This is a genomic window from Rhizobium sp. YAF28 (assembly GCF_052113285.1).
GTDB lineage: Bacteria > Pseudomonadota > Alphaproteobacteria > Rhizobiales > Rhizobiaceae > Rhizobium.
This window is the reverse complement of the sequence record NZ_JBFRCX010000002.1, coordinates 589,193-607,679: the sequence shown is the minus strand read 5'-3', so window position 1 is coordinate 607,679 and position 18,487 is coordinate 589,193. Positions and strand designations below refer to the sequence as shown.

13 protein-coding genes and 1 riboswitch are annotated in these 18,487 nt (G+C 59.7%); of the genes, 2 read left to right on the top strand and 11 right to left on the bottom strand.

Annotated features, from left to right (window positions below; translation table 11 throughout):
* Nucleotides 1–26 precede the first annotated feature (26 nt).
* The 6 genes from AB4Z13_RS07320 to clpP all read right to left on the bottom strand — a co-directional run bounded on the left by AB4Z13_RS07320 (nt 27) and on the right by clpP (nt 9,110).
* A complete protein-coding gene (locus AB4Z13_RS07320) occupies nt 27–2,228 on the bottom strand; it encodes an esterase-like activity of phytase family protein (protein WP_439014670.1) in 2,202 nt (733 codons plus the stop codon).
* A 96-nt stretch (nt 2,229–2,324) separates the two neighbouring features.
* A complete protein-coding gene (locus AB4Z13_RS07315) occupies nt 2,325–3,233 on the bottom strand; it encodes a DMT family transporter (protein ID WP_439014669.1) in 909 nt (302 codons plus the stop codon).
* Nucleotides 3,234–3,316: 83 nt separating this feature from the next.
* A riboswitch (FMN riboswitch) is annotated at nt 3,317–3,469 on the bottom strand.
* A 122-nt stretch (nt 3,470–3,591) separates the two neighbouring features.
* Complete coding sequence (hupB, locus tag AB4Z13_RS07310) at nt 3,592–3,867, bottom strand: DNA-binding protein HupB (RefSeq protein ID WP_003558438.1); 276 nt, start codon at nt 3,865–3,867, stop codon at nt 3,592–3,594.
* 207 nt (nt 3,868–4,074) lie between these two features.
* Nucleotides 4,075–6,495, bottom strand: a complete 2,421-nt coding sequence (lon, locus tag AB4Z13_RS07305; RefSeq protein WP_113324451.1) for an endopeptidase La — start codon at nt 6,493–6,495, stop codon at nt 4,075–4,077.
* A 402-nt stretch (nt 6,496–6,897) separates the two neighbouring features.
* Entirely contained in the window at nt 6,898–8,175 is a 1,278-nt protein-coding gene (clpX, locus tag AB4Z13_RS07300; protein WP_007819824.1) for an ATP-dependent Clp protease ATP-binding subunit ClpX, read from the bottom strand.
* A 305-nt stretch (nt 8,176–8,480) separates the two neighbouring features.
* On the bottom strand, nt 8,481–9,110 hold the full coding sequence (gene clpP / locus AB4Z13_RS07295; protein WP_007819825.1) for an ATP-dependent Clp endopeptidase proteolytic subunit ClpP: 630 nt from the start codon (nt 9,108–9,110) through the stop codon (nt 8,481–8,483).
* 382 nt (nt 9,111–9,492) lie between these two features.
* Here clpP and AB4Z13_RS07290 point away from each other — a divergent pair, with 382 nt between their 5' ends.
* Both AB4Z13_RS07290 and AB4Z13_RS07285 read left to right on the top strand, forming a co-directional pair.
* A complete protein-coding gene (locus tag AB4Z13_RS07290) occupies nt 9,493–10,746 on the top strand; it encodes a GGDEF domain-containing protein (protein WP_113324452.1) in 1,254 nt (417 codons plus the stop codon).
* Between the two features lie 45 nt (nt 10,747–10,791).
* Nucleotides 10,792–12,036, top strand: a complete 1,245-nt coding sequence (locus AB4Z13_RS07285; protein ID WP_113324453.1) for a cytochrome P450 — start codon at nt 10,792–10,794, stop codon at nt 12,034–12,036.
* 85 nt (nt 12,037–12,121) lie between these two features.
* Here AB4Z13_RS07285 and pstB read toward each other — a convergent pair whose 3' ends face one another.
* The 5 genes from pstB to AB4Z13_RS07260 all read right to left on the bottom strand — a co-directional run bounded on the left by pstB (nt 12,122) and on the right by AB4Z13_RS07260 (nt 18,354).
* Complete coding sequence (pstB, locus tag AB4Z13_RS07280) at nt 12,122–12,931, bottom strand: phosphate ABC transporter ATP-binding protein PstB (protein ID WP_439014668.1); 810 nt, start codon at nt 12,929–12,931, stop codon at nt 12,122–12,124.
* Nucleotides 12,931–13,788, bottom strand: coding sequence for a phosphate ABC transporter permease PstA (gene pstA, locus AB4Z13_RS07275; protein WP_439014667.1), 858 nt, complete (start codon nt 13,786–13,788; stop codon nt 12,931–12,933). Before pstA ends, pstB begins: the two co-directional genes overlap by 1 nt.
* Before the next feature lie 2 nt (nt 13,789–13,790).
* Complete coding sequence (gene pstC, locus AB4Z13_RS07270) at nt 13,791–14,768, bottom strand: phosphate ABC transporter permease subunit PstC (RefSeq protein WP_439014666.1); 978 nt, start codon at nt 14,766–14,768, stop codon at nt 13,791–13,793.
* Nucleotides 14,769–14,856: 88 nt separating this feature from the next.
* Complete coding sequence (gene pstS / locus AB4Z13_RS07265) at nt 14,857–15,879, bottom strand: phosphate ABC transporter substrate-binding protein PstS (protein ID WP_007819837.1); 1,023 nt, start codon at nt 15,877–15,879, stop codon at nt 14,857–14,859.
* A 348-nt stretch (nt 15,880–16,227) separates the two neighbouring features.
* On the bottom strand, nt 16,228–18,354 hold the full coding sequence (locus tag AB4Z13_RS07260) for a bifunctional diguanylate cyclase/phosphodiesterase (protein WP_310382949.1): 2,127 nt from the start codon (nt 18,352–18,354) through the stop codon (nt 16,228–16,230).
* Nucleotides 18,355–18,487 lie beyond the last annotated feature (133 nt).

The window sequence follows — 18,487 nt, the reverse complement described above, 5'->3', positions numbered from 1 at the left end:
CCTTTCCATTTCGCGGGAATGCGAACTCAGTTCGTAGCGGTCAGGTTGACCGGGAAGAACAGGGTTTCGCCCGAGGAGTCGCTCACACCGTCATTGTCGGTCACAGCATAGGCCTTGCCTGATGCGTCGAAGGCGAAACCTTCCAGCTTGTCGAGAACATAGCCATTGGTGGCCGACTTCAGGTCGCCGATGAAATCATGGGCTTCCGTCTTCTTGACGACCGGCAGTTCGGCCCCGAGCTTGCCGGGCTTCAGGTCGGAGATTGCGACCTTATAGAGCTTCTTCAGCTTGGCCGCATCGCCGACGAGGTTGTCGCGCTCGATGATGTAGACGCTGTCGCCCTGAGCGGTGATTTCGGAGAGGCCGACCCAGCCGCTCTCGGTCTTATCAAGCGGATAGCGGACGCCGCCCCATTCCTTCTTCTTGGGGTTATAGGAGAGGAGCTTCACAAAGCCCTTCTCGTCGTCGTTCCACTCGCGCTGAACGGCCATCCACAGCGTTGTATCGTCGCCGGTACCGATGATCGTGACACCTTCGAAGCCGTAGCGGATTTCGTTGGCGAGCAACTCCTTCGGCAGGGCGATCTCGGTCTTGATGTCGCCCTTGGCGGTAACATTGTAGAGCGCATGCGGAACCAGGCGCTCGGTATAGCCTTCCGAAGCCAGCCAGAAGGAGCCGTCGGCGGCAACAGCGATGCCTTCGATATCGAGCTTCTGAGCCGGAGCGCCGTCACGCTTGACGACCAGCGCATCGGTGATGACGGCCGGCTTCTTGGTGGCGTCGATCGTGTAGATCGTCGGCTGCGAACCGAGGACGCTGTCGCTGACGGCGTAGAGCATGCCCGGCTTGCCCGGAACGGCGGCGAGGCCCGAAAGGGCTGCAAAGCCGATCGGATTGCCGTCCTTCTCGGCGGAGACAATGTGCGGATAGGCCTTCTCGCCTTCGCGGCGCTCGTAGATCATCACGTGCGAACGCGCACCGCCGTCTTTGCCGAGGTCGAGTTCATTGGCGGTCGCAAGCAGGTTACGCTGCGGAATGGCGATCGCGCCTTCCGGAGAAATACCCGACGGCAGGATCTGCAGCAGTTCCGGATCGGCGCCCGTGTCCTTGTAGACGCCGACGACGGAAGCGCGCTCGGCGAGCAGGAAGAACAGGTTGTCAGTGCCGAACTTGGCCGCTTCGAGACCTTCCGGCTCGACGCCCTTCGACGAGGAGCGGCTTTCCGGATAGTGGCCGAGCGCGGCGACGGCACGCTCGAAGGAGCTGCCGGATTCGAAGAGGACCTTGCCGGTCTTGTCGAAGATGGTGAAGCCGCGCGAACCGCCTTCATAATCGCCTTCGTTGGCGACGACGAGACGGTTGTCGTCCAGCCACTTCACAGCGTCGGGCTCGCGATGGACGCCCTTCTTCTCGCCGGTAAATTTCAGGGCGCCGTCACGCTTGGTGTCGATGCCGGTGAGATCAACGGTGCCGGCGGTGAAATGCGTCTTCACCGTGCCGGTCGCGCCGTCGAGGATGATGATCTCGTTATTTTCCTGCAGGGTCAGGGCGATTTCGTTCTGGCTGTTGAAGGCAACGAATTCCGGCTCCGGATCCTCGGGTGCAACGCCGGCGAGACCGGCCAGGGCAACGTGCTTGATTGTGCCACAATCGACGGTACCGTCGGTCTTGACCTGGAAGACGACGAGGTCGCCTGCCGGCATCTGCGGGATCTTGCCGTCGTTGACATCTTCGTCGCGCTCGTTTTCGATCGCGATAGTGCCGAGCGTCCTATCCTTGTTGAGGGCGATCGAATCAGGCTGGCCGCCGAGATCGCAGGTGGCATCGATCTTCTTACCGGCGATATCGACGATCGCCAGACGGCCTGACGGCTTCTGCTTGCTTTCGCCGGTGTTGACGGCGACGAGCGCCTTGCCGGCTGCAGTCGTGACCGAGGTCGGTTCACCGTCCATCATCAGCGCGCCGCCGGCCTTGGGCGCTTTGGCATCGGTGATGTCGATGAAGCCAATCGCGCCGAGCGGACTGTCGCTGTAGATCAGCGTGTTACCATCCTGCGAAGCGGTAATGATTTCGGCCGAGGTGGCCGAAAGCTTGTCCTTGTCAGCCGGCAGGTTGGTCGCGACCGGGAAAGAGGCGATGCGGTTGAAAACCGGCTCGGCCGCTGCCGGGAAGGCAACGGATGCAAAAAGCATGGCAGCGAGCGCTGCCTTGCGCGAAGACAATGTCATTGAAAATCCCCCAATGTCGAAAAAATCGAACAGAGGTTTTTTGCGGGACTGCCATGACAGACACATGACAGCCTGCGACATTTTGTACGGTTTGCGTCAGGCCGCCTGCCGTTCGCGACGCATCTCGCTGCGCATGATGAAGAGCGACGCGGCGAGGATAAGCGCAGCGCCGAGCCACAGATAACCAGCCGGCGCATAGCCGAAGAAAAGCCAGCCGGCGAGCACGTTCAGCGGCAGCTTCAGGTCGTCGAAAGGCTGCACATAGGCAGCGTCGGCACTGGCATAGGCGAGCGTCAGCAGATATTGCGCCACGACCGTCAGGAGGCCTGCCAGAAGGAAGAGAGCAAGTGCGGCGCCCGTCGGCACCACAAAGCCCGCCGCGAGCGCCAGGCCGCCATTGATCGGCGTCAGCAGCACCAGCAGCCACACGGTGATCGTCTCCGGCTTCTCAATGCCGGTCAGGCTCTTGGTGATGAGCGAAGAGGCGCCCCAAAGCAGGGCCGAGATAACAGGCAGAAGTGCTGCCCAGGTGAAGCTGTCCGACCATGGCTGGAGGATGATCATGGCGCCGATAAAGCCGACACCTGTCGCCATCCAGCGAGTGGGGCCAACACGCTCGCCGAGGAAAAGGCGTGCGCCGAGAATGATGAAGAAGGGCGAGGTCATGACGAGTGCGATCGCCTGCCAGATCGGCACGGAGGCGAGGCCGGAGACCCAAGCCTCGACGCCGAGCGCGGCAAGGACGACACGCACGATATGCCGCCAGGGATAATCCGTGCGCATGGCAGAAAGGCCAACCTTGCGCAGGAAGGGCAAGGAGAAAAGGAAGGCGAAGCCATATTGCCAGAAGGCTGCGGAGGCCGCCGGGAAGGCAAGCTTCATCGTGAGCCATTGGGTGACGACATTGAGGAGCGAGAAGACGACGCCTCCAAGCACCATGAAGGCTGCACCGGCGAAGGCGCGGGAGTGCGAAACTGCAAGGGAATTCTGATTCATGTCTTCCATCCGGAATAGGGACCAAACATAAATCAGGACGCATGAGGCTACAGAACGCAGACGCCGACAGATCCCTGCCCGCGCGCGGCCATGCTCATTCTCTTTCATCCGGACTCTAACCGTCGGCTCCGGAATCACACCGGATCTGCTGACCCTTCCCAAACCAAGGCTTGAGAAGGCGCTCGCGGGCTCAGGCCGTAGCCCTTACCGCCGGTGGGGACTTTCACCCCGCCCTGAGAACATCACCGTCGTAAGACAAAGCGCTGCATGCCGCAAGCGGCGAAAACAAAAAGGGGTCCGGCGATGCCGAACCCCCCTCGAAATCCTGCGCGACCGTTCTCGTTTACGGCCGGCGGACAATCTCGTATCAGCCGTTGACGGCGTCCTTCAGGCCCTTGCCGGGCGTGAACTTCGGCACGTTGCGTGCCGGAATGTCAACTTCGGCGCCGGTCGACGGGTTGCGACCCTTCGTGGCAGCGCGATGAGAAACCGTGAAGCTGCCGAAGCCAGCGAGACGGATGTCGCCCTTGTTCTTCAGCTCGGCCTGCACAACATCAAAAACTGCGTCTACGGCAGATGCTGCGTCAGACTTCGTCAGTCCAGCCTTTTCGGCTACTGCGGACACGAGTTCATTCTTGTTCATGTTTCCACCCCTTTCTAAATGGTTTGAAACAACTCAATCTGTAAGCTAGGCGCAGAAATCGCTTTCATCAGGCCCGCCGAGAACCCAAAAACCCTGCAAATCAAGGAAAAGCAAGCGTCTACATGACGTTTTCACAAAAAAGGCCGGCGTTTCCGCCGGCCTTTTTCAGGATTTGCAACAATTGGGCATAAATGTGGCCGCCAAAGCTCAATGAGCGATGGCTGCACCTGCATCATCGAGCCCTTCGACAGTCGCGATGACGGGCGTTTCCACCGTGCCATCCCACTCGATCGGCTCGGGACGACGGACCAGCGCATGCTTGATCACTTCGCCCATGCGGGAGACCGGAATGATCTCCATGTTGTTCTTCACGTTGTCCGGAATCTCTGCCAGATCCTTGGCATTCTCTTCCGGAATCAGCACCTTCTTGATGCCGCCGCGCAATGCGGCCAGCAGCTTTTCCTTCAGGCCGCCGATCGGCAGGACACGGCCGCGCAGGGTGATTTCACCCGTCATTGCCACATCCTTGTTGACCGGAATGCCAGTCATGATCGAGACGATCGCGGTTGCCATCGCGACACCTGCAGACGGACCATCCTTCGGCGTTGCGCCTTCCGGCACGTGCACATGGATGTCGCTCTTGTCGAAGAGCGGCGGCTGGATGCCGAAATCGACGGCGCGCGAGCGGACGTAAGACGCCGCTGCCGAGATCGATTCCTTCATCACTTCCTTCAGGTTGCCGGTGACGGTCATGCGGCCCTTGCCGGGCATCATGACGCCTTCGATCGTCAGCAACTCGCCGCCAACTTCCGTCCAGGCAAGACCCGTGACCACGCCGACCTGATCCTCACGCTCGGCTTCGCCGTGGCGGAAGCGCGGAACGCCAAGATAATCGTCGATATTCGCTGCCGTGACGTGAACCGACTTCGTCTTGCCCTTGATGATCTCTGTGACCGCCTTGCGGGCGAGCTTCATCAATTCGCGTTCGAAGTTACGGACACCGGCTTCGCGGGTATAATGCTGGCTGATCGCCATCAGGGCATCGTCGCTGACCGAGAATTCGCTCGGCTGCAGCGCATGTTCCTTGATGGCCTTCGGCAGCAGGTGCCGCTTGGCGATCTCGCGCTTTTCGTCTTCGGTGTAGCCGGCGATACGGATGATTTCCATGCGGTCCATCAGCGGAGCCGGGATGTTCAGCGTATTCGCCGTCGTGATAAACATCACGTCCGACAGGTCGTATTCGACTTCCAGGTAGTGGTCCATGAAGGTCGAGTTCTGAGCCGGATCGAGTACCTCGAGCAAAGCCGAAGACGGATCGCCGCGATAATCCTGGCCGAGCTTGTCGATCTCATCGAGCAAGAAGAGCGGGTTGGACTTCTTCGCCTTCTTCATCGACTGGATGACCTTGCCGGGCATCGAACCGATATAGGTGCGGCGGTGGCCGCGGATTTCGGCTTCGTCACGGACGCCACCGAGAGCCATGCGGACATATTCACGGCCGGTTGCCTTGGCAATCGACTGGGCGAGCGAGGTCTTACCGACGCCCGGAGGGCCGACCAAGCACAGGATGGGACCCTTGATCTTGGTGGCACGAGCCTGGACCGCCAGATACTCGACGATGCGCTCCTTGACCTTTTCGAGACCGAAGTGATCGGCTTCGAGGATCTTCTCGGCATTGTTGAGATCGGCCTTGATCTTCGACTTCTTGCCCCAGGGAATACCGAGCAGCCAGTCCAGATAGTTGCGCACGACGGTGGCTTCCGCCGACATCGGGCTCATCTGGCGCAGCTTCTTCAGCTCCGCATCGGCCTTTTCACGGGCTTCCTTGGACAGTTTGGTCTTGGCGATGCGCTCTTCCAGTTCGCTCATCTCGTCGCGGCCTTCCTCGCCGTCGCCGAGTTCCTTCTGGATCGCCTTCATCTGCTCATTCAGGTAGTATTCGCGCTGGGTCTTCTCCATCTGGCGCTTGACGCGCGAGCGGATGCGCTTTTCGACCTGCAGGACCGAGATTTCGCCTTCCATGAAGCCAAGCGCCTTTTCGAGGCGAGCCTTGACGCTGGTGGTTTCCAGCATCTCCTGCTTCTCGGTGATCTTGATCGACAGGTGCGAAGCAACCGTATCGGCGAGCTTCGAATAGTCGTCGATCTGGCTGGCCGCACCGACAACCTCGGGCGAAATCTTCTTGTTGAGCTTCACGTAGCTCTCGAATTCCGACACGACGGAACGCGACAAGGCTTCCAGTTCGACCGGATCGTCATGCGGCTCTTCGAGCACATGGCCGAGGGCTTCGTAGAAATCCTCGCGGCTCGTATAGGTATCGATCTCGGCGCGGGCACGGCCTTCGACCAGAACCTTTACGGTGCCGTCAGGCAGCTTCAGGAGCTGCAGCACGTTCGCAACCGTACCGACGCGATGGATCGCTGACGGGTCCGGATCATCATCGCTGGCGTTGATCTGGGTGACCAGCATGATCTGCTTGTCGGAACCCATGACCTCTTCGAGCGCGCGGATCGACTTTTCCCGTCCGACGAACAGCGGGACGATCATATGGGGGAATACCACGATGTCGCGCAGGGGGAGAACAGGATAGGCGGTGCTGGTGCTCGCTACAGACGTTTTCTTCGTCATTTTTATTCCTTTCCATCGTCCCGTTACCGGGCTCTTTGGCGCGGCCGCTTGGGACCGGCCGGCACTCTCACTTGTTGTTACAAGTGGAGGTTCTGACTACGCTTTTCAAGCCACGTTAACGCCCGCGTTCCACGGTTGTGACAGCTTTATTACATGGAACGCCAACACAATGAAGCGCCTATCTGGAGCGACGCTTACCATTTCCGAACCGCCTAAAATAACAACGCCAGCAACACGCTACGGAATCACAGCATCATTGCCAAGGGTCATCCTTTGCGCAATATCGGCGAAGGCTGTTTTCAACCTTGCCCGCAACTATTATCAGCGCCCGGCACCTGTTTTCAAATAGAAAGGGGCCTGCACAAGGCAAGCCCCTTAAAATAACGGTTCTCAGCTCAAGCTTCAGGCCGAAACGTTTGCCTTCTCGTCCTGGCGGTCGGCGTAGATATACAGCGGACGGGCCGAGCCGCGTGCGACCTCTTCGGAGATGACGACTTCACGAACGCCTTCCAGCGCCGGCAGTTCGAACATCGTGTCGAGCAGGATCTTTTCCATGATCGAACGCAGGCCACGAGCACCGGTCTTGCGGATGATCGCCTTGCGGGCGATTTCGCGCAGCGCGTCCTCGTGGAAGGACAGTTCCACGTCTTCCATCTCGAACAGGCGCTGATACTGCTTGATCAGGGCGTTCTTCGGCTCGGACAGGATCTGGATCAGTGCATCCTCATCGAGGTCTTCCAGCGTCGCCAGAACCGGCAGACGACCGATGAATTCCGGGATGAGGCCGAACTTGACCAGGTCTTCCGGCTCTAGTTCGCGCAGCACTTCGCCGACGCGGCGGTCGTCCTGTGCCTTAACGGTCGCGCCGAAGCCGATCGAGGTCTTCTCGCCGCGAGCCGAAATGATCTTGTCGAGGCCAGCAAAGGCGCCGCCGCAGATGAACAGGATGTTCGTCGTGTCGACCTGCAGGAATTCCTGCTGCGGATGCTTGCGGCCGCCCTGCGGCGGTACGGAAGCAACCGTGCCTTCCATGATCTTCAGAAGCGCCTGCTGCACGCCCTCGCCCGATACGTCACGGGTGATGGACGGGTTGTCGGACTTGCGGGAGATCTTGTCGACTTCGTCGATGTAGACAATGCCGCGCTGGGCGCGCTCGACATTGTAATCCGCAGCCTGCAGAAGCTTCAAAATGATGTTTTCGACATCTTCACCGACATAGCCGGCTTCCGTCAGCGTCGTCGCATCGGCCATCGTGAAGGGAACGTCGATGATGCGGGCGAGCGTCTGGGCAAGATAGGTCTTGCCGCAGCCGGTCGGGCCAACCAGCATGATGTTCGACTTCGCCAATTCGACGTCGCCGTTCTTGGAGGCGTGCGCGAGACGCTTGTAGTGGTTGTGAACGGCGACCGACAGGATCTTCTTCGCCTGACGCTGGCCGATGACATATTCGTCGAGGACCTTGATGATGTCCTGGGGCGTCGGGACGCCGTCACGGGACTTGACCATCGAGGACTTGTTCTCCTCGCGGATGATGTCCATGCACAACTCGACGCATTCATCGCAGATGAACACGGTCGGTCCGGCAATAAGCTTCCGGACTTCATGCTGGCTCTTTCCGCAGAAAGAACAATAGAGGGTGTTCTTACTGTCGCCGCCGTTGCTGCCGCTGACCTTGCTCATATCACTTTCCTTCCAGCACGCCGCATTTCGAACGCGAAATCACGGTCCACTCAATCAGCTCCCTGGCAGCACTCCCTACCCGGAGTTCCTGCCGACAAGGGCTTCAGGGGGTACGAACCGGGCCCAATCAATCATGTCCGGGTACCGGCGGCAACGAATTCCCCTTCGAATGCCGAATGCTATGTCACAAAAATTCAACATAGCATTAATAGTTACTATTAGCGTCTCCGCCGCCAGATGAAACCCCTTGTTCAATCACAAATGGGATAGAACTGTGGCGGCGAAAACACCATCCCTATTAATTACTAGGCCTGATCGCCTTCCATTTCGATGCGCGAGGTCAGAACCTTGTCGATGACGCCCCAGGTCTGGGCCTCGTCCGCATCCATGAAATGGTCGCGGTCAAGGGTCTTTTCGACTTCCTCATAGGTACGGCCCGTGTGCTTCACATACACCTCGTTGAGGCGGCGCTTCATCTTCAGGATGTCGCGGGCGTGGCGCTCGATGTCCGATGCCTGACCCTGGAAACCGCCCGAAGGCTGATGGACCATGATGCGTGAATTCGGCGTGGCGAAGCGCATGTCCTTGTGACCGGCGGCCAGAAGCAGCGAGCCCATGGAAGCGGCCTGACCGATGCAAAGCGTCGAAACGGCCGGCTTGATGAACTGCATCGTGTCGTAGATCGCCATGCCGGCAGTGACGACACCACCCGGCGAATTGATGTAGAGCGCGATTTCCTTCTTCGGGTTTTCGGCCTCGAGGAAGAGAAGCTGGGCGCAGACGAGTGTCGCCATATGGTCCTCGACAGGGCCCGTCAGGAAGATGATGCGTTCCTTGAGCAGGCGGGAATAGATGTCGTAGGAGCGTTCACCGCGATTGGTCTGTTCCACAACCATCGGCACGAGTGCCATAGCGGTATCGACTGGGTTTCTCATGTGCGTCCTTTTAACGTCTTTCCGGCGAAAGCCGGGAATCAAAGAAAAATGCCTTGTCCCTACATAGAGTGTCCCAGCCCCCCTCTTCAAGACACGCATAAGGATAACGTTAAGAAGCAGGCGCGACATATGGCTTTGACATTTCCCTATCCCGTTTCTCCCAAACGCTTGTTAACGGCGAGGCCAGACCTTTGGCTCTCACAGTTATTCTCTGCGACAGGATGAAGGAAGGCTTACCGCGCCCGATGGATCTCACGGGTATTTACCGGGCGGAAAGCTTACCGGCAGATATCGACGAAATTGCCGAGCGCAGATCTGTGCCATTAATCAAACAGCGAGCTTCTTCGGCAAGGATGCGGCCAATTCTCAAGGGGTTGCTGCCGTGTTCAATGTCACTACAGGTCTGTCCATCTGGTGTTCCGAAGCCCTTACGCTGGCTCTGGTTCTGTTCGTGGCCTGGCGCCACGACCGGAAAAGCGGCGCCTACCTTTATTGGGGGCTCGGCTTCCTGTTCAGCGGCATCGGCTTTGCGCTGGTTGCGGTCCGCGGCGAAATCCCCGACCTGCTTTCCATCGAGATCGGCAATGCCATCGCCCTGCTCGGACAAAGTGCCTGGGTCGCCGGCTTCCTGGCGCTCGACCGCAAGAAGATGGAATGGTGGGCGCTTCTGCCGCCAGTAATCTGGCTTGCAGGCGTCTTCCTGCCGTGGATCAACGAGGATTATTCCAACCGCGTCATTCTCTACAATCTCGCCTCGGCGACCGGCGCCACTGCGCTTGCCATGGCGATAGCCGCCGGCGATATCCATCGCGAACGCACGCGCATCATGCTGATGGCCGTCTTTGTGCTGCAGGCCTTCCTCTGCTTCGGCGTGGCGCTGGCAATGGCGCTTATCCTGCCCTCGGATAAGCAGGCGACGAATTTCAGCGGCGGGGCCGCCATGGCCAGCGCCTTCCTGCTCACCATCGCCTTCGCGCTCACCTGCCGCCTCATCATGGAACGGTCGGAACGTCACCTGCGCTTCCTGACGCTGACGGATTCGCTGACGGGCGTGCTGAACCGCCGCGGCCTGCTCGGCTATTTCGACAAGATCCAGGAAAAGGCACATGACGAGCAGCACCAGGTCGGTGTCATCCTCTTTGACCTCGACCATTTCAAGCGCGTCAACGACCGTTTCGGCCATCAGTCGGGCGATGCCGTCCTCACCGCCTTCGCCCGCCTTGCCCGTCAGTATATCCCGAACAATATCTTCGGCCGCATGGGCGGCGAAGAATTCGCGGCCTTCGTGACCGTCCGCGACCAGACGGAAGCCGAAGCGTTGGCGGAATCGATCCGCGCCGAATTCTGCCGCCTGCCGGTCAGCACGGGCGAGGCACTGATCCCCGCCACCGTCAGCGTCGGCATCGCGCTTTCCTCGGCGATCGAAGCCAATATCGACCGGCTGGTGTCGGCCGCCGACCGTGCGCTCTATTCGGCAAAAGCTGCCGGCCGTAACTGCACGGTCGTCTTCGGCGAGGAAGAAGCGGCGGCACCCGCGCCTGGCGAGCCGAACTCCCATGCCGGCGAACTCGTGCCGACGGTCGACGATCAGGTGGAAGCACTACGCCGCATGGGTGTACTTTCCCGCGCAGGCTGAGTGGCCATCTTTTCGAGGCAAGGCAAATCCGCTAAGCCTCTGCCCATGATGATACCGCCCTTCCTCAAGATCGATCCAGCCACCCGCCATGTGTCGCTCGACGGCAGCGACCCGGCCTTCTACGGCAACCCGAACGCGGTCTATGCCGCGCTCCATGCCCATTGTCCCACCTTCTACTGGGAACAGCAGAAGCAGTGGTTCGTCACCGGCTACGATCATGTGAACGGGCTGCTGCGCGACCGCCGGTTCGGCCGGCAGATCCTGCATATTGCCAGCCGCGAGGAGCTCGGCCTGCCCGAACCTGAACCGCACCTCGCCGCCTTCGATCTCGCCGAGCGCTATTCGCTGCTGGAGCTGGAGCCGCCGGAACACACGCGGCTGCGCACCCTCGTCAACCGCGCCTTCGTCTCGCGCCATGTCGAGAAGATGAAGCCGGAAATCGAAGAACTTACCAACAGGCTGATCGACGCCTTTGCCGACAAGGGCGAAGTCGAGCTGCTTTCGGCCTTTGCCGATATCATCCCGGTGACGATGATCGCCCGCATGATCGGCATTCCCGAGGAAATGGGGCCGCAGCTCCTCAAGTGGTCACATGCCTATGTGCGCATGTATATGTTCGGGCGCACCCGTGCAGACGAAGATGCTGCGGAGCAGGCGGCACGGGAATTTTCCGATTATGTGAAGACGGTCATTGCCGTGCGCCGGTCCGAACCGCGTGACGACCTGCTGACACATATGATCCATACCGAGCACAAGGGCCAGTACCTGACGGAAGACGAGCTCATCTCGACGACCATCGTGCTGCTCAATGCCGGCCATGAAGCGACGGTCCACCAGATCGGCAATTCGGTGCGCATCATTCTGGATAGCGGCTACAACCCGGCTGAGCTTTTCCGCGACGAAACCGCCACCGAGCGCACCGTCGAGGAGTCACTGCGCATCTGCGCGCCCGTCCACATCTTCCAGCGCTGGGCGCTCGAGCCCGCCGAGATCGACGGCATCGCGTTCAAGCGCGGCGACAAGGTGAGCATGATCCTGGCCGCCGCCAATCACGATCCAGCGAAATTCAGCGATCCCCTCACCTTCAAGCCCGACCGCAACGAGGCACCCAATCTCTCATTCGGCGCCGGCATCCATTTCTGCATCGGCGCGCCGCTGGCGCGGCTGGAGCTCAACGTCGTGCTGCCGATACTGTTCAAGCGCCTGCCGGGGCTCAAACTTGCCAAGACGCCCGTCGTCAAGGACGTCTACCACTTCCACGGGCTCGATCGCCTGGATCTCGTCTGGTAAGCCTTCATATCCGACACTCGGAAACGAAAACGGCCGGCAAGCTCATCGCGTGCCGGCCGTTTCTGTTCCGCGAGGAAATATCGCATCAGCCGTAACGGCCGGTGATGTAGTCTTCCGTACGCTTGACCTTCGGAGACTGGAAGATCTGCGCGGTCGGGCCGTATTCGATCAATTCGCCCAGATACATGAAGGCTGTGTTGTCAGAGATGCGGCTTGCCTGCTGCATGTTGTGAGTGACGATGACGATCGTGAACTCGCCCTTCAACTGCGCGACCAGCTCTTCGACCTTGGCAGTCGAGATCGGGTCGAGGGCCGAGGTCGGCTCGTCGAGAAGCAGCACCTCCGGACGCAGCGCCACGCCGCGGGCGATGCAAAGACGCTGCTGCTGGCCGCCCGAAAGGCCGAGGCCGCTGCCCTTCAGCTTGTCCTTCACCTCATCCCAGAGAGCGGCCTGACGCAGCGCCTGCTCGACGCGCACGTCCATATCGGCCTTGTTGAGGCGCTCGTGGTGGCGAATGCCATAGGCGATGTTGTCATAGATCGACATCGGGAACGGCACCGGCTTCTGGAACACCATGCCGACGCGGGCGCGCAGTTCATTCATCGAGAAGCTCGGGTCGAGGATGTTCTTGCCGTCGAGCTTGATCGAGCCGGTGGCGCGCATCTTCGGATACAGCATGTAGATGCGGTTCAGGATGCGCAGCAGGGTGGACTTGCCGCAGCCGGACGGACCGATCAGGGCCGAGACCTGGCGCTCCGGGAAGCTCAGGCTCACATCCTTGATCGCGTGGGCGTCGCCGTAATAGAAATTGACTTTCTCGAGGGAGATCTTATCTCTCGCCATCGGCTTTTCCAGCTTGCTGGCAGTATCGATAGTGTCTGCAGACTGAAGCATCATTTCCCACCTTTTCGGTTCAGGACGGAGCGCGATACGACGCTCAGGATTAGAACGACGGCCGTCATCACGAAGGCACCGGCCCATGCAAGATTCTGCCATTGCTCATAGGGGCTCATGGCAAACTGGAAGATGACGACGGGAATGTTCGCCATCGGCTGCGACATATCCAGGCTCCAATACTGATTGTTCAGAGCCGTGAAGAGGAGCGGCGCGGTTTCGCCCGAAATGCGGGCGATCGCAAGCAGGATACCGGTGAGGATACCCGTGGAGGCGGCACGATAGAGGACGTTGAGAGTGACCTTCCAGCGCGGAATGCCGAGCGAAAGGGCTGCCTCACGCATGACATCGGGAACCAGCCTCAGCATCTCGTCGGTCGTGCGCACCACGACCGGCAGGAAGATGAAGGCGAGCGCGATGCCGCCGGCAAAGCCGGAGAAGCGTGAGGTCGGACGGACGACCACTTCATAGACGAACAAGCCGATGATGATCGACGGCGCAGAGAGCAGGATATCGTTGACGAAGCGGATGGCCTCGCCGAGCTTCTTGCCGCGGGCGAATTCCGACAGGTAGGTGCCGGCGAGCACGCCGATCGGTGTACCGATCACAACGGCGAGAACGACCATCAGCAGGCTGCCCATGAACGCGTTGGCGAGACCGCCGCCGTCTTCGCCGGGCGGCGGTGTCATTTCCGTGAGAAGGCTGGGGCTCAGCGCAGACAGACCGTGGACCAGCGTCGTCCAGAGTATCCACACCAGAAAGACCAGGCCGAGTACGGTGGCGATGCCGCAGAGCGTCAGCGCGATTGCGCTGCCGATCTGGCGGCGGCGGTAGAGGGAGCCCGAATAGGTAGCCATGATTATTCCCCCCTCTGCTTTGCCATACGCACCAGCATGAGTTTGGCGGCCGCCAGAACGATGAAGGTGACAACGAAGAGGATGAGGCCAAGTGCTGCCAGCGACGACCGGTAGAGGTCGTCCGAAGCCTCGGCAAACTCATTGGCGAGCGTCGCGGCAATCGAGGTGCCGGGCTCCATCAGCGACACGGCAATGTTATGGGTGTTGCCGAGGACGAAGGTGACCGCCATGGTCTCGCCGAGCGCGCGGCCGAGACCAAGGAAGATGCCACCGACAACGGCAGTGCGGGTGTGCGGAATGACGATGTCGCGCACCACTTCCCACTTTGTCGAACCAAGCGCATAGGCCGATTCCTTCAGCTGCGCGGGGACGACTAGGAAGACGTCACGCATGACCGACGAGATGAAGGGGATGATCATGATCGCCAGCACGATGCCTGAGGTCAGCATGCCGATGCCGAGCGGGGCACCCGAAAACAGCGCACCGATCAGCGGGATCGGACCCAGCCAGTCGATGAGCACCGGCTGGATGTAATCCGACATGAACGGAGCAAAGGTGAAAAGACCCCACATGCCGTAAATGATCGAGGGGATGCCGGCGAGAAGCTCGATGGCACCGCCGATCGGTCCGCGGATGGAGCGCGGCGCAACTTCGGTAATGAAAACCGCGATGCCGAGGCTAACGGGAACGCCGATGATCATGGCGAGTGCCGAGGTGACCAGCGTGCCGTAGATCGGCACGAGACCTGCGAATTGCTGAGCAACCGGATCCCATTCGGTGCCGGTCAGGAAGCCGAAGCCGAAGGTGCGGAAGGCAAGAAGCCCGCCCATGGCCATGGAGATCGCCGCTGCCAGCAGAGCGGCGAGAACAAACAGGCCGCAGCCCAAAACTATCCAATAAAAAATCCGATCGCCTGCGGCGCCGTCGCGGCGCTTCACGCCCGCGGTGTCGGCGGGCAGCGATGCCAATGCTTCGCTCATATCCGTACGCTCTGCTGCTTTGAGGGGGTGTCAAAGGCATTCGGGGCAGAAAGCTTGGCTTTCCGCCCCGACCGCAGTTTCGTCAGGATCAGCTCTTGAAAGAGGCCGTCCAGTAATCTTCGATCTGCTTCACGAGCGTGTCCGGAAGCGGAACGTAATCGAGCGAGGAAGCTTCCTTCTGGCCCTTTTCGAGAGCCCACTTGAAGAAGGAGAAAGCAGCCTTGGAGCGTTCAGCGTCCTTCGGCTCCTTGTACATGATGGCCCAGGTGGTTGCCGTGATCGGCCAGGCCTTTTCGCCCGGAGCGTTGGTCATGATCAGGTAGAAGTCCTGAGCCTTGCCCCATTCTGCGCTTGCAGCGGCAGCCGAGAAGCTTTCAGCGTTCGGCTTCGGATACTGGCCGGCAGCGTTCTGGATGAGAACGTAGGGCAGCTTGTTCTGCAGGGCGTAGGCGTATTCGACGTAACCGATCGAGTCCTTGACGCGGGTAACGTAAGCAGCAACGCCTTCGTTGCCCTTGCCGCCGATGCCGACCGGCCAGTTAACGGCAGTGCCTTCACCAACCTTCGACTTCCAGTCCGGGTTTACCTTGGAGAAGAAGTTGGTCCAGTTGAAGGAGGTGCCCGAGCCGTCCGAACGGTGAACAACTGCGATCTGGCTGTCGGGCAGCTTCAGGCCCGGGTTCAGATCGGCGATGGCCTTGTCGTTCCACTTGGTGACGTTGCCGAGGTAAATGTCAGCGAGGACCTTGCCGGAGAGCTTCAGTTCGCCTGATTTGATGCCCTTGACGTTGATGACGGGAACGATGCCGCCGACAACGAGCGGGAACTGGCCAAAGCCGCCAGCCGTCAGATCTTCCGGCTTGAGCGGGGCGTCGGAAGCGCCGAAGTCAACCGTTGCAGCCTTGATCTGGGCGATACCGCCGCCCGAACCGATCGACTGGTAGTTCAGCTTGTCGCCGGTTTCCTTGTTGTAGTCTGCCGACCACTTCGAAAGAACCGGATAGACGAAGGTCGAACCAGCGCCGGTAATATCGGCAGCGGAGGCCGAGACTGCCAGAGCGGCAACCAGGCCGGCGCCGAGGCAGGCCGAAAGAAGTTTCTTGGTGAGCATTTGCGACTCTTCCCTGATGGAACGAAAGGACGACGAGGCTCGGCGCCATGGAGGGGGTGTCCACTGTCAGGGGCGCTGAATTTCCTCGTCACGGGAAGGCGGCTAGGCGTCTATTATTACAGTTTGATGACAGTTTGTGACGGGTGACATGAAATGCAACGCTGTGCATAAGTCGCTGAAGTCACTGACTTTCCTAGTGAATCGCGCGCTGACAAAGCCTTCGTAAATGAGGTGCGGCCCTATTGCCGCAGGGCTGCGGTCGATTGCCGCAGCAATGCGTGAAAATGTCGTTTTCAGACGCCAAAATGCTCCGAGGACCGGACGACCACCCGAGTGTGCTGCCGCAATCTATGCGGCAAGCTCTTGAAGCTTGCTGGATATCTCGAGTGCCGACATAGGTTTTCCGATCAGATAGCCCTGCAGCTGGTCGCAGCCGGCCTCACGCAGGATCGCCGCCTGGCGCGTATTCTCGATACCTTCAGCTGTCACGGGAATCTGCAGAGCGGTCGCCAGGGAGATGGTGGCTCTCAGAACATCGGCGCCATTCGAGGCTTGGTCGAGAGCGGATACGAGCGAACGGTCGATCTTCATGCGATCAAACCCGAACTGCCGCAATGCGCCGATGCTTGCATAGCCGCAGCCAAAGTCATCAAGCGCGAATTTTATACCGACCTGTTTGAGGTGATCTATCGACCTGCGGGCCTGTTCCGGATTTGTCATCAGGACGCCTTCCGTGATCTCCAATGTCAAACGCTTCGGATCGAAATCGAGCTCCTGCAGAAGCGAGATCACTTCGGCGGCGAATTCCGGATTGCAGAGTTGGACCGGCGAAACGTTCACCGACAATGACAGGCCAGGCCAGTTCTTGGCATGCCCGATCGATGTTTTCAGCATATGAGCGCCGAGCGCATCGATGAGGCCGCACCTTTCGGCGAGCGGGATGAAAATCTCAGGGCTTATGTTCCCTGTTGGAACTCGCCAACGCGCTAGCGCTTCAAGACCAGTAACAGCACCTGTCGCAGCAGAGACGAGAGGCTGGAAAAAGGCTTCGATCGCACCATTGCTAATGGCGCTCTTCAACAAAGCTTCCATTTCGGCGACCCTCTGGCGTTCCAGATCCAGCTCCGGGTCGTATTCGATCGCCCGGCCTCTGCCGTTTGCCTTGGCACGATAGAGCGCCATATCCGCCCTGCGGAGAAGCTCCAAAGGCGGTACGTCTCCGTCACGTGCGGCAGCTCCGATGCTTGCGCCAACTTCGATCGTTCGCCCTTCGATTTTGAAGGGCTCGGTGAACAGCGCCAGAATAGTCTCTTCTATCTCCCCACGCGCGGCGGTTCCAATCTGCACCAGCGCAAACTCGTCGCCTCCCAGCCGGGCGGCCGCAACGACTTCAGGGTGACAGGCGATCAGGGCGTTCGAGACGATCCGGATCAGGTCATCCCCTACCGCATGCCCCCAGGCGTCGTTGACAGCCTTGAATCCATCGAGATCGACCAGATAGAGCCGGGGTGGCGCAACATCGGTATCTTCCAGCTCTTCCAGCAGTGCGAGAAGCCCGTGCCTGTTCAACAGGCCGCTCAGGCTATCGTGGTTCGCTTCGAAAATCGCCGCTTGCGCCAATTGGCGCAGGCGGCGCGCCTCTGCTGCACCCACCAGCAGAACACCACCCAGAAACATCGCAAGGATGATGACAGCAGCCGCGACGTAAGGATAGACTTCGTGAAACACGGCGGTTCCGGGCGCTTTGCTGGGCCAGACAAGATGGCCTATGACGCCACCTCCTATGTCCGTGATCGGTGTGTTCAGCAGGCCCGACTCGGGCGCGGCGGCGAGGCGCAGCCCTTCGAGTTCATGCTCGTCCGAAAAAGTGTCGAGAACCTCCGACGTGAGATCCTTGTAGAGGCTCAGCACACTCAGCTTCGGAAGCTCGCCTTCTGCGGTGAAAGGCTGGATTGCCTGTGACACGATCAGCGCGATGCCCGTTTCGGTTCGGATGAAATTGACCACCGGCGCCTGTCCGGATTCAGCAGCTTTGTCGATCTGCTGGTAAAAAGCTTCGCCGAAAGAAGCACTAGGCTGGAAGGGCTTGCCTTTGGCATATGCGGAGATGACCGAAGAGCGGTCGGGGCCGATCACGACCGCGCCGTCATAGAGCGGATAATCCGCTGTGGTCTTGCCCCAGTTCTCATAGGCCCAATCCGTGGCGTCAGGAGATGAGATCGCTTTATAGGCATCATCCCATACGGCGTTGTCCGTGGTTGTCGCGCTCAAACGATTGGCAAAGGCCGAGATCGCTGCACGGGCAGCGCGCGTGGCCCTGGCATCATCGATCTTGTTTGCAGACCGGTTCATCGTGGCGACGACATGGGCCATGAGGCCCGTCAGCACGAGAGCGACGACGAGGAAGAAGATGGTTGTCGCAATGATGGAAGACGTTTGGGTTCGAACGTGCCTACCTGCAAGATTCGACGACATGCCAATCCCGAAAAGATGAATTGCAAGGCCATGTCTATGGTGACGGCAGGAGACATCATGTCCGCAATGCGCTGCAGATAAGATCTATCATTTGATGATGTAGACACTATTAACGAGAATGATCAAAAGCCAT